Annotated in this window: 17 protein-coding genes and 2 tRNA genes; 12 read left to right on the top strand and 7 right to left on the bottom strand. The window is 68.3% G+C overall.

Going from position 1 to position 18,420, the window contains the following annotated elements; translation table 11 throughout:
- Nucleotides 1-525: tetratricopeptide repeat protein (locus U9983_RS19440; RefSeq protein ID WP_322755405.1), on the top strand; the 525-nt coding region annotated here is incomplete at its 5' end.
- Between the two features lie 43 nt (nucleotides 526-568).
- Here U9983_RS19440 and U9983_RS19435 read toward each other — a convergent pair.
- Nucleotides 569-1,048, bottom strand: coding sequence for a hypothetical protein (locus U9983_RS19435; RefSeq protein ID WP_322755404.1), 480 nt, complete (start codon nucleotides 1,046-1,048; stop codon nucleotides 569-571).
- Between the two features lie 11 nt (nucleotides 1,049-1,059).
- The gene (locus tag U9983_RS19430; RefSeq protein ID WP_322755403.1) at nucleotides 1,060-2,490 is read right to left on the bottom strand and encodes a hypothetical protein; all 1,431 of its coding nucleotides are present in this window, start codon (nucleotides 2,488-2,490) and stop codon (nucleotides 1,060-1,062) included.
- Nucleotides 2,491-2,843: 353 nt separating this feature from the next.
- Between U9983_RS19430 and U9983_RS19425 the strand changes: the two genes are divergently transcribed.
- The 3 genes from U9983_RS19425 to U9983_RS19415 all read left to right on the top strand — a co-directional run bounded on the left by U9983_RS19425 (nucleotide 2,844) and on the right by U9983_RS19415 (nucleotide 5,137).
- A complete protein-coding gene (locus tag U9983_RS19425) occupies nucleotides 2,844-3,053 on the top strand; it encodes a hypothetical protein (RefSeq protein WP_322755402.1) in 210 nt (69 codons plus the stop codon).
- On the top strand, nucleotides 3,050-3,673 hold the full coding sequence (locus U9983_RS19420) for a hypothetical protein (protein ID WP_322755401.1): 624 nt from the start codon (nucleotides 3,050-3,052) through the stop codon (nucleotides 3,671-3,673). Before U9983_RS19425 ends, U9983_RS19420 begins: the two co-directional genes overlap by 4 nt.
- A 543-nt stretch (nucleotides 3,674-4,216) precedes the next feature.
- The gene (locus tag U9983_RS19415) at nucleotides 4,217-5,137 is read left to right on the top strand and encodes an alpha/beta hydrolase (protein ID WP_322755400.1); all 921 of its coding nucleotides are present in this window, start codon (nucleotides 4,217-4,219) and stop codon (nucleotides 5,135-5,137) included.
- Nucleotides 5,138-5,407: 270 nt separating this feature from the next.
- Here U9983_RS19415 and U9983_RS19410 read toward each other — a convergent pair whose 3' ends face one another.
- Nucleotides 5,408-5,665: a hypothetical protein gene (locus tag U9983_RS19410; RefSeq protein WP_322750579.1), complete on the bottom strand. Its 258-nt coding sequence runs from the start codon at nucleotides 5,663-5,665 to the stop codon at nucleotides 5,408-5,410.
- A gap of 229 nt (nucleotides 5,666-5,894) precedes the next feature.
- On the opposite strand from U9983_RS19410, the gene U9983_RS19405 reads away from it, so the two are divergent.
- The 3 genes from U9983_RS19405 to U9983_RS19395 all read left to right on the top strand — a co-directional run bounded on the left by U9983_RS19405 (nucleotide 5,895) and on the right by U9983_RS19395 (nucleotide 7,022).
- Nucleotides 5,895-6,674, top strand: a complete 780-nt coding sequence (locus tag U9983_RS19405) for a fumarylacetoacetate hydrolase family protein (protein WP_322755399.1) — start codon at nucleotides 5,895-5,897, stop codon at nucleotides 6,672-6,674.
- 119 nt (nucleotides 6,675-6,793) lie between these two features.
- Nucleotides 6,794-6,865, top strand: a tRNA-Gln gene (locus U9983_RS19400).
- Between the two features lie 84 nt (nucleotides 6,866-6,949).
- Nucleotides 6,950-7,022 (top strand) — tRNA-Glu (locus U9983_RS19395).
- Nucleotides 7,023-7,357: 335 nt separating this feature from the next.
- On the opposite strand, the gene U9983_RS19390 is transcribed toward U9983_RS19395, so the two are convergent.
- On the bottom strand, nucleotides 7,358-7,642 hold the full coding sequence (locus tag U9983_RS19390; RefSeq protein ID WP_322750581.1) for a hypothetical protein: 285 nt from the start codon (nucleotides 7,640-7,642) through the stop codon (nucleotides 7,358-7,360).
- A 201-nt stretch (nucleotides 7,643-7,843) separates the two neighbouring features.
- Between U9983_RS19390 and U9983_RS19385 the strand changes: the two genes are divergently transcribed.
- On the top strand, nucleotides 7,844-9,547 hold the full coding sequence (locus tag U9983_RS19385) for a HAMP domain-containing sensor histidine kinase (protein ID WP_322755398.1): 1,704 nt from the start codon (nucleotides 7,844-7,846) through the stop codon (nucleotides 9,545-9,547).
- On the opposite strand, the gene U9983_RS19380 is transcribed toward U9983_RS19385, so the two are convergent.
- A complete protein-coding gene (locus tag U9983_RS19380) occupies nucleotides 9,548-11,215 on the bottom strand; it encodes a serine/threonine protein kinase (RefSeq protein WP_322755397.1) in 1,668 nt (555 codons plus the stop codon).
- Between the two features lie 245 nt (nucleotides 11,216-11,460).
- On the opposite strand from U9983_RS19380, the gene U9983_RS19375 reads away from it, so the two are divergent.
- Nucleotides 11,461-12,117, top strand: coding sequence for a Crp/Fnr family transcriptional regulator (locus U9983_RS19375; protein ID WP_322755396.1), 657 nt, complete (start codon nucleotides 11,461-11,463; stop codon nucleotides 12,115-12,117).
- Nucleotides 12,118-12,247: 130 nt separating this feature from the next.
- On the opposite strand, the gene U9983_RS19370 is transcribed toward U9983_RS19375, so the two are convergent.
- On the bottom strand, nucleotides 12,248-13,006 hold the full coding sequence (locus U9983_RS19370; RefSeq protein ID WP_322755395.1) for an IclR family transcriptional regulator: 759 nt from the start codon (nucleotides 13,004-13,006) through the stop codon (nucleotides 12,248-12,250).
- Between the two features lie 108 nt (nucleotides 13,007-13,114).
- On the opposite strand from U9983_RS19370, the gene leuC reads away from it, so the two are divergent.
- From leuC to U9983_RS19355, 3 genes are all read left to right on the top strand, one after another.
- A complete protein-coding gene (gene leuC, locus U9983_RS19365; protein WP_322755394.1) occupies nucleotides 13,115-14,512 on the top strand; it encodes a 3-isopropylmalate dehydratase large subunit in 1,398 nt (465 codons plus the stop codon).
- Between the two features lie 48 nt (nucleotides 14,513-14,560).
- Entirely contained in the window at nucleotides 14,561-15,148 is a 588-nt protein-coding gene (gene leuD / locus U9983_RS19360) for a 3-isopropylmalate dehydratase small subunit (RefSeq protein WP_322755393.1), read from the top strand.
- 229 nt (nucleotides 15,149-15,377) lie between these two features.
- Complete coding sequence (locus U9983_RS19355) at nucleotides 15,378-15,662, top strand: HU family DNA-binding protein (protein ID WP_239310351.1); 285 nt, start codon at nucleotides 15,378-15,380, stop codon at nucleotides 15,660-15,662.
- A 115-nt stretch (nucleotides 15,663-15,777) separates the two neighbouring features.
- Here the strand turns inward: U9983_RS19355 and U9983_RS19350 are convergent, their stop codons facing one another.
- Complete coding sequence (locus tag U9983_RS19350; protein ID WP_322755406.1) at nucleotides 15,778-17,988, bottom strand: RNA degradosome polyphosphate kinase; 2,211 nt, start codon at nucleotides 17,986-17,988, stop codon at nucleotides 15,778-15,780.
- Between the last annotated feature and the right edge of the window lie 432 nt (nucleotides 17,989-18,420).

Here is an 18,420-nt window from a genome sequence, read left to right as displayed (position 1 = left end):
CTGGCGGAAGCCGACCCCACCAACAGCCAAGCCCAACGCGACCTCTCGATCTCCTACAACAAGCTGGCGGACGTCGCGATCGCGCTGGGGGACACCACCGGCGCCCAGCAGCTGTTCACCGACGGCCTCACCATCCGCCGTCGGTTGGCGGAAGCAGACCCCACCAACAGCCAAGCCCAACGCGACCTCTCGATCTCCTACAACAGACTCGCTGATATAGCGATGAGGTTGGGAGAGAGCGATCAGGCTCGTGGATATTATGAACAGGATCTGGCGATCGCCAGGCGCCTTGCCGAGGCTGATCCGGTCAATATCGGCAAGCAGCGGGACGTCATTATCTCACTCCGCCAGCTGGGCCAACTTCTATCCAGTACGGGCGACCGCGAACGCGGCGAGGCGATGCTGAACGAGGCGATAGAGATCGCGCGACAGATCGGCCTCGACCTCGGTCTTCCCGAGGACACGGGCGATAGTGATCAGCCGGATCGGCGCCGACGTTGGCCTTTTGGCCGGCGTAGACCATAGTGATCAGTGCGGCGGCTCAGGCTTCCGAAATCGCCCGACTCGGTCAGTCGCGTTTCGTGTTCGGCGGCCAGACGGTACGGATCGGTATTCCCTGCAGCCTGGCGTAGGCGACGACGTCGGCGGTGCCGCCATAGCCGCGTGCTGGCTCGCCATCCCACACGGCTATGAGTTCGTCCACGTCGTTGACGATCACTCGGCTCGCCTCCATGTGGGCTTCGGAGCTCGAATCTCGAAAATCGAGGCGCTGGACTCTATATGCCGCGTCGAGAAGTTGGTCGTAGTTCACACGGTGGGATGTTGGTAGGCCGTCGCGGTAGGCGTTGGCTGGCACCACGGCGGAGAGTCGTCCGCCGAGTTCCAGGACGACTTCAGCGAAGATACTGTCGGCGCCGTCCGCGAGGCAACTGACGCCAGCCAGCTGGTCGGCCGGTATGGCGTCGAGAATACGGCGAATCTCGTGCCGGACGTAGTCCTCGATATCAGCGGTCAGTCCCCGGTGACCCGTTATGCCGATCGTCACCATCTTCCCGCCTTTCAGACGTCGATCGGGTCGAGTTCGTGAAGCCGGGCGTCTAGTTGGCCGACCGCGTCACATGTGGCGTTGTTCGGGATAGCTTGCCGAGTTCGCCAGGCAGAGTCGATCACTCTACGCGAGTTCTTCGCAGCGGCTATGCTGAGAGCTGCAAGCGCGATATCGGCGCTTTGCTCATAGTCGGCTTTCGTGCAATGGGCGGCGGCCTGGTCGAGGAGCGTGAGGGCGTACTGGGCGGTGTGCTTGCGTGCTGGCGCCGCGGTGGCAGCGGGTGCCCATTTAAGGGCAAGGTCGGGGCATCCAAGGTGGATGGCGGCGTTGAGACGGTATCCGGCGAGTTTGGTATCGTCGAATTGTATAACCCATGGCCAGGGAGGCTGCTCGTCGGATGGAATTCCGGCTACAGCCTCTTCAGCATGGCCGAGATGGCGCCAAGCCGCGTTTCGATCTCCCACGGCAGCATAGCTCACGGCAGCGGTGGAGTTTATCCAGGCGTCCACTATCCCATGCCTTCTGTTCGGCAATGCATCCCAGGCCCTTTCCATGAGGAGGACGCTGCGGTGACCATGGCCCGTTCTCGCGCAAAGGGCAGCAAGGCTGCCGAGCATGTAGCCGGTCAGAGTGCGATGCTGCGATTCCCGTGCAAGACGGGCAGCAGCCTGATAATAACGCTGGGCCGAGCCGATGTCCTGCATATCCCAGCATAGCCATGCGAGAAACCCGAATCCTTCGCTGAGCGCCTCGGTCACCGCCCGTCGGGCCGCCGGGTCCTGCAGCGCGCCGCCTACGGAGCGGAGTAGCCGAAGGTGTTCGACGACGATTCCAGCGAGCTCGCGAGCGGGAATCGAACCTTCACGGCGACGTTGTGCCATCGTGACGGCTCGGAGTACGGAAATCTTGGCCACCGGGTCCGCGTCCATGGTCGAAAGATAGGATTCCAAGTGCACAAGCGCGCCCACGCTGAAGGCGCCCGTGAGTAGATCTCTTCGATACATCGCCGACCACTCATCCAATAGCAGAAGATCGCCGGTGGGCTTAGCCGCGTCTATGGTCGGCGATAGTAACGATCGTTCGGGCGGCCAGCCAAACGTCATGTCGGGAGGCTGGACCGTACCGGGCGCGGTGAGGGAGGCGGAGGGGATGCTGCCCTCGGAGGCTGCCACCCGACGGCGACGGAAGCCCAGTTCGTGATCTGTCTGAACGCGGAGGATCGCCCGCACCGCAGCGCGGTAGTCCGCCTGCGGCCAGCGGATCATCCCTCGCTCAAGCTTGCCGATGTAATGATCATCGATAGCGGTGGTCCGTCCTGCATGCTCGAGGACCCAGCTATTGACCAGATCGGCGAGTTCCCGACGAGACAGCGGTTCACCCGATGCGTTCGGTGATTCGATTCGCAGACGCGCCCGCTGGAGCTGGTGGTTTGGCTCTGTCACGACTGACCCTCTCGTCGCAGGAGTCGTGTCGATTCTTGCACATCAGGCAGGCTTTTCGTCGCATGTATCGGGGTGTGGCATGATCCTGCCTGTCTCCCCTGAAACAGCCCCCAAATCCGCCCCTCAACATCCCAGCGATACAGCCTGGATCGGGTGGATGCGGCGATGGGAACCTCGGTAGATCGTTCTTGCCGGGCTTCCGCAGATCCCTCGTACGGCGCCGCACTGCGATGTCGCGTTCTGGATGCGGGAAGTCGTCAGGAGCGTTGTTCACGGGTTGGCTCCGGAGGTCCCCTTCTTCGGTTTCCGTCTGGAGTCGACTCCCCGCCTGTTCGTGTTGAAGGGAGAACTGGATGGATGAGTCGGGGCCGGTGTACGGCCTGGTGTCGTTCGACGGGGAAACTCGCCGCAGCGTGACCGAGATCGTGCTGGCATTCGAGAGCGCGGAGGCGGCGGACAGGTTCGCCCGCAGCTCCGGGATCGGCGACTACGCGATCGGGCCTGTCGGGTTCGCGGTGAGCGTGGCGGCTCCGGCGGTCCGCTGGCGGGGCGACACCCGATGAGCGGCGAAGGCCAGCCCGCAGCGCACCGGCGATATGCGCTGGCGCTGCTGGCCGCGGACGAGGCCTACGACCGCAACCCGCAGGGTGAGCCCGTACTGTTCGTGTCGGACTTTCGTCGGGGCCTGCTCGCGGTGCTGGCGTTGACGCCCGAGGCGCTGCTTCGAGCCGGCGACGGCGTGACCGAGGGTGAGGCGCTGGCGTTCCTCGCGGGTCAGCGTGCGGCGTTGGACGCGGCCCATACGGCGCTGGCGGCGCAATGGCAGCCCGACAGGTTGCGCCGCCGTGTGCCCCGGGCCACCGCGGCCGACACGGTCGAACCGGGGCGTCTGGTGGTTGTGGACGATGATGGCGCGGTGGTGGCCGAGTTCGACGCGGCAGCATGGGAGGTGGCGCACGCCTGGGTGCACATGAGGGTCGCCGAGCCGCTGACCCGGCGTCCCGTGTGCATTGAGGATCATCGTCATCGCCAGACCTGGCAGGTCGACGTCGACTCGTGCACGCACACCGTTTGGATGCCCGGCGAACGGACCGGTGGCCAGCGGCCGTGCCCGCTGATCATGCCGGCGCAGTGGGCCGCGGGGAGCGCAGGGGTGATTGCGCTGGTGTCCGCGCAGCCGTGAGATTGCCGCTATCCGCGGCTGACCGGCTTCTGTGTTTGTGCCTGTCGGTAGCCGGCTGCGCCGGTTGTGCGGTAGGCGGCATGTCGACTGCTTCTCTCCACCCATCTTCGATCATCGAAGCTCGCGGGCCGTTCGTCATCCCGGGGGTGACGCGCGATCTTTCTAGGTTTGTGCGATCAACAAGGCCGTTTCCGGCGTACAAACCTCGAAAGATCGTCGGTGGTCGGTGGTCGGTGGTCGGTGGTCGGTGGTCGGTGGCCGGTGGCCGGTGGCCGGTGGCCGGTGGCCGGCCAGTCCGCCGCCGGGCCAGGCGCGGTAGGGCCGTGAGCGGTGAGGCCAGCCGGCGAGGCCAGCCAGTAGGGCGCCTGCGGGGCGCGGAGGTTGTCCGAGCACCGGATGTGCCGATTCAGGTGACAGATACCCCGTGTTAGGTGAACACTCATCTGCGGTATGAGTGCAGGTCAGGGGCTTTTTGCCCGAATATGGGGGGCGTTCGTGGATCATGAGCTCGCGACTGCGGTTTCTCTGCTACAGAGAGTAACGATGGAGGATGCTGGTGCGGTCCGGGCGGCGTCGGGCCGGCTCCTGCTGGAGCGGCCCGCCGATGCCGATGCTGATGTCCTGGCCGGGATCGAGATCGAGGACCGGGTGGTCCCCGGCCCGCCGGGAGCGCCGGACGTCGCGGTCCGCATCTACCGGCCGAAGGGACCCGGTGCGCCGTGGCCCGCCCTGCTGTGGATCAACGGCGGTGGGTTTGCAAGGGGTGGCGCGGGGGGCGGCATCGAAACGGCCCACCCAGACGTCGTGCGGATCTGTGCCAGGGCCGGCGCGGTCGTGGTGGCGCCGAAATACCGGCTGGCTCCGCAGAACCCGTTCCCGGCGGGTCTTGAGGACTGTTACGCCACCCTGCTGTGGCTGGTCGACCAGGCCGACGTCCTCGGCATCGACCGCGACCGGGTGGTCGTCGGCGGCGCGAGCGCCGGTGGGGGGCTGGCCGCAGGCCTGGCGCTGCTCGCCCGGGACAGGGGCGGCCCGTCCCTGCGCTACCAGCTCCTGGTGATTCCCGAGCTGGACGACCGGCTGGACACTCCATCCATGATCGAATTCATTGACGCGCCCTTGTGGAACCGGCCGGACGCCATGCTGAGCTGGCGCCACTACCTGGGGCGTTCGGGTGACGCCGCACCCGGCGACGACGTGTCGCCGTACGCGGCGCCGGCCCGCGCCACCGACCTCACCGGCCTGCCACCCGCCTATGTCTCGACCGCCGAGTTCGACCCGCTGCGCGACGAGGGGATCGAATACGCCCTGGCCCTGCTGCGGGCGGGCGTGTCGGTTGAGCTGCACCAGTTCCCGGGGACGTTCCACGGGCCGAACCTGGGGCGTACGGAAGCGGTGTCCAGACGGCAGGAGCGGGAGATCCTCGACGTCCTGCGCCGCGCCCTGCACCCCGTGCGGGTCTGACCGTCGTAGCCGAACCATGATCGTGTGCACCCGTGTGCCGACCCGGCGGTGCGTGGGCCGCCAGCTTGTGCGCTCTTACCCGGCTGGCCGCAACCGCTGGCATGGACCGTGGTCACGAGTGGAAGGTTGACATCCCAGAAAGCCGCAAATCGGACGTGAGATGTACGTCTACCTTCCACTCGTGCGCAGGCAACGGCGGTGGCGGTCGTACGCGACTTCCCCCGGGGTCTGGGCCGGGGCCAAGAGCCGCCGGGGTCAGAGCCGCCGGGGTCAGTCCTCGGGGATCTCCTCCCACCACTGGCACCACCAGTCGCCGCCGACCAGGATGCGCAGCTTCGGGTGCCAGCAGTAGGTGATGTCCCTGTCGCCGTCGAGGTAGTACAGGCAGTTGTCGCACCGCTCGTCGCCGTTGGGCTTGCCGCGCAGGATTGCGTCCTCAGCGAGGTGGCCGAGCTTCACGCTCAGCTCCTCGTCGATCGGCTTCGGCTCCGGCGCGCCGACATCGTAGACGGGTGTGGTCTCGCTCACCTGGCTGCCTCCGGGCTGGGGTCTCTGGCTGGCGTCTTCGGCTGGGGCCTTCGGCTGGGGTCGCCAGGACGGGGTCTCCAAGGACGCGCGGAAAGCCTATCCGCGACGTCGTCGCGCGTGCTTCGGGGCACATCAGCCTGGAGGGCCAAAGGGCGTGCGACGATCGTCAGATCGCGCGCCCGCAGGCCGCAGTCCCCGGAGCGCTAATGGCAGCCTGTACCGTCGATGGGTGCGTATCGCCAGGTTCACCGACGGGACGGAACCGGCCTTCGGGATCGTGGAAGGTGCCCTCGAGCGGGGTGAGGCCACGGTGGCCACGATCACCCCCCATCCCTTCGGTGCGTTCAGCTTCACCGGCGCGCGGCACGTGCTCGGCGACGTGCGGCTGCTGGCGCCGGTGCTGCCGAGCAAGGTGCTGTGCGTCGGCAAGAACTATGCCGACCATGCCCGGGAGATGGGCGGCGACGCCTCGCCGCAGAGCCCGTTGCTCTTCCTGAAGCCCTCGACGAGCGTGATCGGTCCCGGTGACCCGATCGGCCTTCCCCCCGACAGCGAGCGGGTCGACTACGAAGGTGAGCTTGCGATCGTCGTCGGGCGTCTGTGCCGGGATGTCCCCGTGGAGCGGGCTCTGGACGTCGTCCTCGGGTTCACCTGCGCGAACGACGTCACCGCCCGCGATCAGCAGCAGGCCGACGGTCAGTGGACCCGGGCCAAGGGGCATGACACCTTCTGCCCGGTCGGGCCGTGGATCGAGACCGATCTCGACCCGTCCGACCTGGCCATCCGCACCACCCTCGACGGCGAACTCCGGCAGGACTCCCGGACGAAGTCGCTGCTGCACGACGTCGCGTCACTGATCGCGTACATGTCGGCGGCGATGACGTTGCTGCCAGGTGACCTCCTGCTGACCGGAACGCCGGCCGGGGTGGGCCCGATGAGCCCTGGGCAGACCGTGGCCGTCACGGTCGAGGGGATCGGCACCCTCGCCAACCCGGTGACGTCCCGGTGACGTCCCGCTGACACCGGCTCCCGGTCCCGGCGGTTGGTCTCGGACACGCGGGCGGGCACAGGTCCCGGCCGCTCCCCGGCTGGATGCGGTACAGTAGGCCTCGCCCGCAAGGGCAACCTTGGGGTATGGGGTAATTGGCAGCCCAACGGATTCTGGTTCCGTTAGTCTAGGTTCGAGTCCTGGTACCCCAGCGTCAGACTTTCTGCGCTGCGAAGTACAGTGTGTCTGAAGTACAGTGTGTCCGGAGCAAAAGGTGTTTGAAGCTACGAGCAGCTGGCCCCGTCGTCTAGTGGCCTAGGACGCCGCCCTCTCAAGGCGGTAGCGCCGGTTCGAATCCGGTCGGGGCTACACCCGCACGACCTGCACAGAAGGCTCCCTGACCAGGGCAAACCCGGTCAGGGAGCCTTCGTCGTCTGTCCGGCCCAGGCCGGCCCAAGTCCGGCCATCCACGGTGCCCACCGGCTGGTCACGCCGAATGGGCGCCGAAGTTTTCGGCTACTCGCGGTGGTCGCCAGGTCGATGGTGAGCCCGGGGCGTACCGAAGATCGGCGCGAGTTTGTCGCTGTGTACGGTTAACGTCCCGAAAAGCGTACGCAACAACAAACTCGCGCCGATCATGACCTGGACGCGCCGATCATGACCTGGACGGACGGTTGCGGGCGGGAGCCTTTACCGGCTTGGCATCATCGGATGACCGTGAGCCGGGGCATGGACGCGGGGTGGCGTGCCATGGCGCACTCCCGGCACCCGCAGGAGCTCGGGCCGCTGCGTCCGTGCACGATCTCGTCCAGCTGGCTGGTGGCGACGAGGCGCAGCCGCGGGCCGGTGGCCTCGGCCGGGGCGTTCGCAAGGGCGCCCGGTTGGGTGACGGTGACGGTGACGGGCATGAGGGCGCTGGCCGGGCCGGAGCAGGTCAGGTCCGGGGTGAGGGCAGTCAGGGGGGTCGCGGTCAGGGTCACGGGGGGCACGGTGTCCTCCTCCTGGGTGGCCGTCCGAAGGCCACCTTGCGGACCACAGGGTGTCGAAGCGGGAGCCTACGGCGCCATCGCCTCTTTGAGCCTGTTACTGCCTGGTAAAGATGGTCTAGTCACGGGTGGGCATGCTTGCCATGTCACACCATCCTTGACGGCCATGGTGCGCCTGGTGTCGATCGGTAGAGGATGACTCGGATGTCCTCCGCGGCCCCTATTCCCGACCGGGCCCGGCGCCGCCACGGCAGTGCGCGCGCCGGCCGCCTCCGCCATACCGAGCGGACGCCTCCCGGCCATCGACCCGCCGCCGAGTTCATGCTTCCTGCAGAGAAGCTCGGCGGGCAGACCTGGCGCTGGGTTCCGCACGGGCGGGGCCTGCCCACAGAGGACTGGGTCGCCCGCCACCGACTGCTGGTCTGGATCCTCGCCATCCATCTGCCGATCATCGTCGGCTGTGCCTCATATGAGAAGTTCGGTGTCTGGCAGGGGCTCGTGTCGGCCGGCCCGGCGGCGCTGCTGCTCGGCGCGGCCGCACTGCCGGGCATCCGCCGGTTGCGCGCGCTGGCCACCAGCCTCGGCCTGCTGTGCAGCTCGGTGGTGCTGGTCCACATCTCGCATGGACAGTCCGAAATGCACTACCACTTTTTCGTGGTCGTCGCGTTGATAGCCCTATACGAGGACTGGGCGGTCTATCTGCTGGCAATCGCGTTCGTGTTCCTCGCCAACGGCGCGGTCGGCGACCAGATCATCTCCTATCGGCATGCAGACTCCCCGTGGACCTTCGCCGCGATCAGCGCCGCATTCATCTGCGCGTTGGCGGGCGCTCAAGTGATCTTCTGGTATTTCAACGAGCAGTCCCGGCGCCGGGCCGAGCACTATCGGGCGCAGCTCTACGAGGGTCAGCAGAGCCTGATGGCTCGTCTGGAGGAGACTGACCGCATCCGCAGCGATCTTGTTGCGACGGTCTCCCACGAGTTTCGGACGCCCCTGACCGGCATCCGCGGAACCCTGCTCACGATCAAACGTCGGCGTGACCGGATGTCGCCGGCGCAGCTCGACGACATGCTCGACTCGGCTGTCAACTACTCCGACCGGCTGTCCCGGTTGCTGGAGAACATGCTCACCGCGGCAACCGCGACCGGCACGGAGGAGAACACCGTCGCGGACCTTCCCGAGGTCGTGAACGAGGTGCTGGCGACGCTGGCCTACTCACCGACCACCGCGGCGAACGTCAGCGTCGACCTGCCGCCCCAGCTGTCGGTGCGCATGGCCCGCCAGGCGTTGCACCAGGTGGTCGCCAACCTGGTCGACAACGCGCTGGTGCACTCCTGGCCCGGAGCGCCCGTCCGGCTCATCGCGGGTCGGGTCGGCGATGAGGTGGTACTGCGGGTCCGCAACCCCGGTCCCGACCTCGACCCGGCCACGATCCGCCAGCTCTTCGAGCCGTTCACCCAACGGGACGGGACGGCGACCCGTGAGATCGACGGCGCCGGAATGGGCCTCTACGTCGTCCGGCGGCTGGTCGAGGTCCACGGGGGACGGTTGCGCATGGCCTCCGAGGATGGGGAGATCATCGTCGAGGTCGACATGTGGGCGGCGCTGCCGCGGTCATCGACCGCGGCGTCGCAGTCGGGACCGGGTACCCAGCCGGGTTTCGGCAGTGGCGGCGGTAACGGCAGTGGTAACGGCAGTGGTAGCGGTAACGGCAGTGGCGGCGGTAGCGGTAGCGGCGGTAGCGGTAGCGCTGGTCGGGCAGCGCTCGCCGGTGGCGGTCGGGCGGCGCTGGGTGGTCCGCAACACACCCTGCCAGTGCCGCGGGGTCTGGACGGGGAGTCACGGTCCGGATTTGCGACCGCGCCGGTCCGGCCGAGCCGCTCGCTACCGATCGACCGGTCCGGATGATCAGCAGCTGGCCGTCTGCAGTCGCAGGTTGACAAACTGCTTCAGGCTGTAACTGGTGTCCTCAGGCGGCGACTGGAGGACCACGGTACCGACCCTGATCGACTTCAGGCACTCGTACGTGTACGAGATGTTGGTAAACCCGATCGTCTGGAGAGTATCGACGGCGTCACGGAGCATCATCCCTACAACGATGGGAACGGTCGCGCAGTCGGCTGCCTGCAGTTTCAGGCTCACCGGGGAGGTCGTGGCGATCCGACTACCCGCAGACGGTTCCTGGCTCACCACGTTGTCGATGTTGGGCGCTCGATAGCAGTCGTACTGGTAAGGGATGTTGGTGAAGCCGGCCTTTCGCAGCGCCGCCGAGGCATCGGCCAGCACCATGTTGCGCACGTCCGGCACTGGCGCGCGTGGGGGGTCCGCCGGCGATGGTGACGGCGTCAGCGCCAGCGTCGGGTCCGCGGAGGCCGCACCGGCTGGCAGCGCGGCTGCGGAAGCCACCGCGGACGGCACCACGGAAACCACCGCGGACGGCGCCACGGATGCCGCCGCGGCTGGGCCACGATCGTCCCCGCCGAGGCCGGCGGCAAGCGTCCACGAGCCGAGGCCCACGAGCACGGCCCCTACGACACCCGCCGTGAGCAGCGCGCGGCCGCGTCCGAACCTCGTACTGCGGCCATCCGTCCACGCGACCGCGACGGGCACCGGCCGCGGCGCCCGCCTGCCAGCCATCCGGACGGGTTCGGATTCGTACCCGTCGGTCAGGTGGATGGCGGTCGAAGGCAGCTCGGGGATGAATGGTTTCGCCCGGTGTGCCCGGCCCGTCGGCGCCGGGGCCAGCGCCGGGGCCAGCGCCAGGGCCGTGGCCAGTGTCGAGCGTGCGGCCAGTGCGTCGGCGGGCCGGTCCGCCGGCCGCTTGGCGAGCAGCTCGCGCAGCGCATCCCACAGCGGCGCGGCGAGACCCTCGATCGGTGGCGGAGGGTCGAACGCGTGCGCCCGGATCATGGCGATCGGGTTCGGCGCGGCAAACGGGGGCCGGCCGGCGAGCAGTTCGTACAGGACGACGCCGGCACTGTAGAGGTCCGCGGCGGGCCCTGCCGGCCTGTCGGTGGCGAGTTCCGGCGCCATGTACATGGGCGTGCCGATCGTCACGCTGAGCCCGGCCGCCGACCGTCCCTGGGTAAGCCGGGCGATCCCGAAGTCGGTCAGCATCGCCCAGGGGGCATCCCGGTCGGTCGTGTCGAGGAGAATGTTCGCGGGCTTGACGTCCTGGTGGACGACACCGGCCCGGTGCGTCACCGCCAGGGCCGACAGGACCTGCGCAATCAGATCGACCGCTTGCGTCTGCGGGAGCCGACCGCGCTCGCGCAGGTAGCCGCGCAGGTCCCCACCGTCGACGAGGTCCATCACGATCGCGAAGGTGCCGCCCTCGGCCACGACGTCGCGGACCTTCACCAGGTGCGGGTCGTCCAGAGCCAACAGCACCCTGCGTTCGCGCAGAAAGCGGTCGATGAAGTCCGGGTCCTCGGCCAGCTCGGGGCGTAACACCTTGACTGCGACCGGCCCCTGGTCGCCGGTGCCGTCGTCGAGTCGCTCACCCCGCCACACCTCGCCGCCGGCGCCCCGTCCCAGCGGTTCGTGCAGGACGTACCGAGAACCCAGTCTTCGCATCGCCTGTATTCCCCCTTATGGGCATATACACCGATGACGTGACCCTACGTCGCGCCTGCCGTTGCGCGAGGGAGAATGGTCGATTTCCGCCATCACGTGGGAGCGGACCGTGGTGGTGGCTACCCGACGCATCCTTGTGGCGCAGCAAAAGGGGTACTCTGCGCCACCAGTCACGTGATGGAGGGGAACACGTGTCCGCAGGTGACAGTGGCTATGGCGAGCGTGGCAATGGCGAGCGTGGCCGGATGAGTCCAGTTGACCGCTCGGCTTTTGAAGCACTCGGGACGATCAGAACGTATCGAAATGGTGACATCCTGTTGCGGGAAGGTGATCGCGCCGACCTGACGATGGTGATTCGATCGGGGCGGGTGAAGATTGTGACCGTCACCGAAAGTGGCTACGAAACGCTGCTTGCTCACCGTGGACCCGGTGACCTGATCGGCGAAATGGCGGTCATCGACGGCGAGACCCGCTCGGCGTCGGTGGTGGCGCTGGAGGACGTCGAGGTCGGGGTGGTGTCCGCTGAGACCTTCAGGGCCTTTGTAGACGATCATCCCGAGGTGGCGCGTGTCATGGTGGGCTCGATCGCCCAGCGGCTGCGGGAGTCCGACCGCCGGCGCTCGGAGCTGGGTGCCTATCCGACCGCCGTCCGGCTGGCCCGCCACCTCCTGGAGCTTGCGCAGCGGTACGGGCAGACCCAGCCCGACGGCGGTGTGGCGATCACGCTGCGACCGACCCACCATGACCTCGCGGCTGCGATCGGCGCGTCACGCGAGTCGGTCGGCCGGGACCTCAGCGCCTTCCGTTCCCAGGGAATGATCAGCAACAGGGGGCGGACGATCGTGGTCTCGAAGGTCGAGGAGCTGCGCGCGTTCGCGTACGGCGAAACAACACTCCGCTGAGAGTGCCCGGTAACAGGGGCGTGCCCCTGTTACCGGGCACTCTTTGGGAACGATGTGAATCTGGTGTTGTGCCAGGAGCATCAGATTCACATCGTTAGGAGCGCCTGGTGGTAGGGGCGTGGATTGTGGATCAAAGAGCGGGGCTGGCGTGCAGGCGTTCGGCGGCGGCGGCGACGGTGGCGCCGTGGCGGGCGCCGGGGGAGCGGGTCAGGCGTGCGACCGGGCCGGACAGTGACAACGCCGCGATGACGCGGCCGCCGGCGTCGCGGACCGGGGCCGACACCGACGCGAGCCCGGCCTCGCGCTCGCCGACGCTCTCGGCCCAGCCGCGGCGTCGCACCCGCTCCAGGTCGGCCGCATCGAACACGGCCCCCGGGGGAATGGCCGTATCGACCGGTGGGCCGTTCACATCCGGGCTCACATCCGGGCTCGCATCCGCGCTCGCCGTGCCGGTGAAGGCGAGCAGCACCTGCGCTCCCGATCCGGCGGTCATCGGCAACGTCGATCCCACCGGGACGGTGTCGCGCAGGCCGCTGGCGCGTTCGGCCGCGGCCACGCACACCCGCACGTCCCCGTGGCGCACGTAGAGCTGGCTGCTCTCGCCGGTGGCGTCGCGCAGCGCGGTCAGGACAGGTGCCGCCGCGTCCACCAGCGCCCAGGGTAGCGGTACGGCGCCACCGGCGGCCAGCCGCGGCCCGGGGACGAAGCGGCCGCGGGAGTCCCGGCCGACCAGCCGGTGCACCTCGAGCGCGGCGGCGAGCCGGTGTGCGGTCGCCCGGCTCAGCCCGGTGCGGGTAACAAGCTCACCGAGGGACACCGGACCCGCCTCCACCACGCTGAGCACGGCAGCCGCCTTGTCCAGAACGCCGACTCCGCTAAGCTGTTCCATAGACTGATACTGTCATCCCAGAATATGGGAAGTCCAGTCCTGTCGAACGCACAGCGATCAGCTGAAGACTCAACCACGCAACCACGCAATCATCTGAAGGAGTGGGCCATGGGGCGCACACTCGCGGAGAAGGTCTGGGACGCTCACGTCGTTCGGCGTGCCGACGGCGAACCCGACCTGATCTACATCGACCTGCATCTCGTACACGAGGTGACCAGCCCGCAGGCATTCGAGGCGCTCCGGCTGGCCGGTCGACCGCTGCGCCGCTCGGATCTCACCATCGCCACCGAGGATCACAACGTCCCGACCATCGACACGCTGCGCCCGATCGCCGACCCGGTCTCGGCCGCCCAGGTCGAGGCCCTGCGTAAGAACTGCGCCGACTTCGGTGTCCGGCTGCATCCGATGAACGACCCCGGTCAGGGGATCGTCCACGTCGTCGGTCCGCAGCTCGGCCTCACCCAGCCGGGCATGACGATCGTCTGCGGGGACAGCCACACCTCCACCCACGGCGCGTTCGGCGCGCTCGCCTTCGGCATCGGCACGAGCCAGGTCGAGCATGTGCTGGCCACCCAGACGCTGCCGCTGCGCCCGCCGAAGACCATGGCGGTCACGGTGGACGGGGCGCTGCCCGCCGGTGTCACCGCCAAGGACCTGATTCTCGCGATCATCGCCCGGATCGGCACCGCCGGCGGCCAGGGGCATGTGATCGAATACCGCGGCGAGGCCATCCGCGGGCTGTCCATGGAAGGCCGCATGACGGTGTGCAACATGTCCATCGAAGCGGGTGCTCGTGCCGGCATGGTCGCTCCCGACGAGGTGACCGTCGCCCACCTGCGGGGCCGCCCGCACGCGCCGGTAGGCGCGGACTGGGACGCCGCACTCGCCTACTGGGCGACCCTGGCAACCGACGACGACGCGGTGTTCGACCGCGAGGTCGTGGTGGACGCGGCTGCGCTGAGCCCGTTCGTGACCTGGGGTACCAATCCCGGGCAGGGCGCGCCGCTGTCGTCCCGGGTGCCCGACCCGGCGGACTACCCCGATCCGGCGGTCCGCTCCTCGGCCGAGCGCGCTCTGGCCTACATGGCGCTGACGCCCGGCACGCCGCTGCGCGACATCCCGGTGGACACGGTGTTCATCGGTTCCTGCACCAACGGGCGCATCGAGGACCTGCGGGCCGCCGCGGCCGTCCTGCGTGGTCGCCGGGTGGCCGACGGACTGCGGGTCCTGGTGGTCCCCGGCTCGATGACGGTGAAGGCGGACGCCGAGGCCGAAGGGCTCGACGAGGTCTTCCGCGCAGCCGGTGCGCAGTGGCGCAGCGCCGGTTGCTCGATGTGCCTGGGCATGAACCCGGACACGCTGGGGCCCGGCGAGCGCAGCGCGTCCACGTCCAACCGCAACTTCGAAGGACGTCAGGGCCCGGGCGGGCGCACCCACCTGGTCTCGCCCGCCGTCGCAGCCGCGACCGCCGTCACCGGGCGGCTGACCGCGCCCGCCGATCTCTGACCGGCGAGACAACCCCAACCACGACATGACGAAGGGGGCGCATCCGCGATGGAGGCGTTCACCACGCACACCGGCCGGGCGGTGCCGCTGCGGCGCAGCGACGTCGACACCGACCAGATCATCCCCAGCGACTGGCTCAAGCGGATCGAACGAACCGGCTTCGGCGCGGGCCTGTTCTCGCAGTGGCGGGCCGATCCGGGCTTCGTCCTGAACAACCCGGTTCACAGCGGCGCCACGATCCTGCTTGCCGGCCCGGATTTCGGCACCGGGTCGTCCCGCGAGCACGCCGTGTGGGCGCTGCAGGACTATGGCTTCAAAGTGGTGATCTCGGCGCGTTTCGCCGACATCTTCCGCGGCAACGCCCTGGGAAACGGCCTGCTGCCGGTCGTGCTCCCGGCCGCGACGGTCGAGGCGCTCACCGACCAGGTCGAGGCCGATCCCACCACTGCGATTACCGTTGACCTGGCTGCACTCGAGGTGCGGGCACCCGGGCTTGTCGCGGGCTTCGAGATCGACGACTTCACCCGCTGGCGTCTGATGGAGGGTCTGGACGACGTCGGTCTGACCTTGCGTCACCAGGATGCGATCACAGCCTTCGAGACCACTCGCCCCGGGTGGTTCCCGGTGACCGGGTAGGAGACTATTGGTCGTCACTGAATGTGGCGAACTGTGGTCGATCGAGGGCTCGTCCGCCATCCTCCGGGTGCCGCTAGATGATCTAGAAGAGTCGTTGACGTGCGGGTTTGTGTTGCGCGACACGCGCAGGGGAATTGCCCTAACCGGTGGACATGCCTACGGTGCAGCGCAGTGTGATGCCCGATCTGCTCCCTAACCCCGCGCCCGCGGGGGGCGTCCGGAGGTTGTTGTGAACAAGTCCCAGTTGGTTGATCGCATCGCCCAGCAGATCGAGGGCGGGCGATCGAACGCGACCAAAGCAGTCGATGCCGTGTTCGAGGCGATCCAGGAAGCCGTGTCAGCCGGTGAGAAGGTCACCATCACCGGGTTCGGCGTCTTCGAGCGTGTCGAGCGGGCGGCCCGTACCGGCCGCAACCCGGCCACAGGCGAGCCGGTGCAGGTGGCCGCCTCGGTCGTGCCGAAGTTCAGGCCGGGTTCGGAGTTCAAGGCCAGCGTGTCGGCGAGCGAGGAGTGAGCGAGGAGTGAGCGAAAGGTAGCCGAGAGGTAACCTAGAAGCGAGCGAGGAGCAACCGAGAACGCGGGTGCCGACCGTGGGTCCGTCAGGGCACTCACGGCCGGCGCACCGCCGGTCAGCCGTGCGCCAGCCGCAGGGACGGGCTCATCAGGTCGGTCTGGTAGTCCGACAACGGTTCCCCGTCCGGGCCGGTCGAACGCCGGTACCACGTCCCGTCCGGCTGCAGGATCCAGCCTGCCACGCCCTCGGAGAAGGCGTGGTCGAGCATGACCCGCAACGGTTCCTGGGACAGCTGCCCCACCCGCACCAGCGCCTCGATGCGGCGGTCGAGGTTGCGGTGCATCATGTCCGCGCTGCCGATCCAGCACTCCCGCAGCGAGGTGAACTCCAAGACCCGGCTGTGCTCCAGGAAGCGGCCCAGGATCGACCGGACGTGGACGGTCTCCGACAGGCCCGGGATGCCCGGCCGCAGCCCGCAGATCCCACGGACGAGGCACTGCACGGGCACGCCGGCACGGGACGCCCGGTACAGCGCGTCGATGATCTCCTCGTCGACGAGACTGTTGATCTTGAGGCGGATTCCGGACACCTGGCCCTGGCGGGCAGCCTCGCTTTCCCGCTCGATACGTTGGATGATGCCGTCCCGCATATGCTGAGGCGCTACCAGTAGTGAGCGGTACTCGGTCTGGCGGCTGTAGCCGGTCAGCACGTTGAACAGGTCGGTGAGGTCGGCGCCGACATCGGGGTCGGCGGTGAGCAGGCCGAGATCCTCGTACAGCCGCGCCGTCTTCGGGTTGTAGTTGCCGGTACCGACGTGGCAGTACCGGCGTAGTCCACCGCGCTCCTGGCGGACCACCAGACACGTCTTGCAGTGCGTCTTCAATCCGATCAGCCCGTACACGACGTGGCAGCCCGCGCGCTCCAGCTCGCGCGCCCACCGGATGTTCGCGGTCTCGTCGAATCTGGCCTTGATCTCCACCAGGACGACCACCTGCTTGCCCGCCTCGGCCGCGCTGATCAGAGCGTCGACGATGGGGGAGTCACCCGAGGTCCGGTACAGCGTCTGCTTGATGGCCAGGACGTGCGGGTCGGCGGCAGCCTGTTCGATGAACCGCTGTACCGAGGTGGTGAACGAGTCATAGGGATGGTGGATGAGCACGTCGCCCTCACGCAGGACCGTGAAGAAATCGGTCTGCTCCCCTTCGGACGCCGCGAGCCGCGGGTGGGTTCGCCGCACGTGCGGGGTGTCCTTCAGCTCGGGACGGTCGAGGTCGTAGAGCGCCCACAGCACCGACAGGTCCAGGAGCCCCTGAACCCGCATCACCTCGCGGCTGGTGACCTCCAGCTCCCGCATGAGGAGGTCCAGCAGGTTGTCGTCGACGTCCTCGGCGACCTCAAGGCGCACGGCCGGGCCGAACCGCCGGCGCGCCAGCTCACGTTCGAGAGCCTGTAGCAGGTCCTCGGCCTCGTCCTCCTCGACCTCCAGATCGGCGTTGCGCGTGACCCGGAACAGGTGGGCGTCCACCACCTCCATACCTGGGAAGAGCTGCGAGAGGTGGGCGGCGATCACCTCCTCCAGGGGGATGAAGCAGACATCGCGGTCGTCGGACTCCAGCCCGCGCGGTTCCAGGCGCCTGCTGTCGTGGCGCGGGTGGTCCGGCTCGACGCGGATCAGCCGGGGCACGTTCTGGGGAACCTTCACCCGTGCGAACCGCTCGGCATCCCCGCCCGGGGTACGTACCGTGACCGCCAGGTTGAGCGACAAGCCGCTGATGTAGGGGAACGGGTGCGCCGGGTCCACCGCGAGTGGCGTCAGGACGGGGAAGACCTGCTGGTTGAAGTATGCGTGCAGGCGGTCCTTCTGAACCTCGGTCATGTCGCTCCACAGGCGGATCGTGATGCCGGCGTCCGCCAGAGCGGGCGTGACCACGTCGCTGAAACACCGGGAGTGACGTTCGTAGAGTTCAGTCGCTGTTCTACTGATCAGGTCAAGCTGCTCGCGGGAGGTGAGGCCGTCGGCGGAGAGCACCGCGAGCCGGGTCGCTTCGCGGCGCATCAGGCCGGCGACGCGGACCATGTAGAACTCGTCCAGGTTGCTGGCGAAGATAGCCAGGAACTTGGCGCATTCGAGCAGTGGTGTGGCCGGATCCTCGGCGAGTGCCAGTACGCGGGCGTTGAAGTCCAACCAGGACTTCTCGCGGTTGATGAAACGGTCTTCGGGAAGATCGGACGGCGTCGGTGGCCGGGGCGCCTCCAGCGGTTCAAGCAGGGCGCTCCGTGGTTTACGCTGCGGCTGTTCGGATCGGTTCACCACCAGCTCGGTCATGCCCTCGATGGTGCCAGTCTCCGGTGGCCGGGGCAGGTGCGAGCGACGATTAGGACCCGTACAACGGGTCTGGGACAGCCCAGAGCCGACCATTGCCTCAGCCGTTGGGGCTGTCAGGATATCGCGGGTCCGTGGGCCGACGCCCAGACGCAGCGCGTCCCGCAGGTCGTCGAGCGTGTCCACGTCACGGCGCAGGCCGGGCACTGACCGGCCGAGCGGCGTGGTCAGGTCCCGGGCTCCCGAACGGACGTGTGCGGCCCGGCTCGCCGGGCCGAACCGGGGTGCGAGCGCCGTGCCGGGCGCGGCGGCGAGCATGACCGTGCCGGTACCCTCCGCATCCGCGACCATGGCCCGGCGCTCGGGTGGCACGGCCAGCAGCGCCGCCCGCAGCTCGGCCGGGCGCAGTGCCGCGAGGTCCGCGGACATCGCCGC

This window comes from Protofrankia sp. Cas3, assembly GCF_963555955.1.
GTDB lineage: Bacteria > Actinomycetota > Actinomycetes > Frankiales > Frankiaceae > Protofrankia.
Note: the sequence above shows the minus strand (reverse complement) of the source record. Positions and strands in the feature narration are given on the sequence as shown.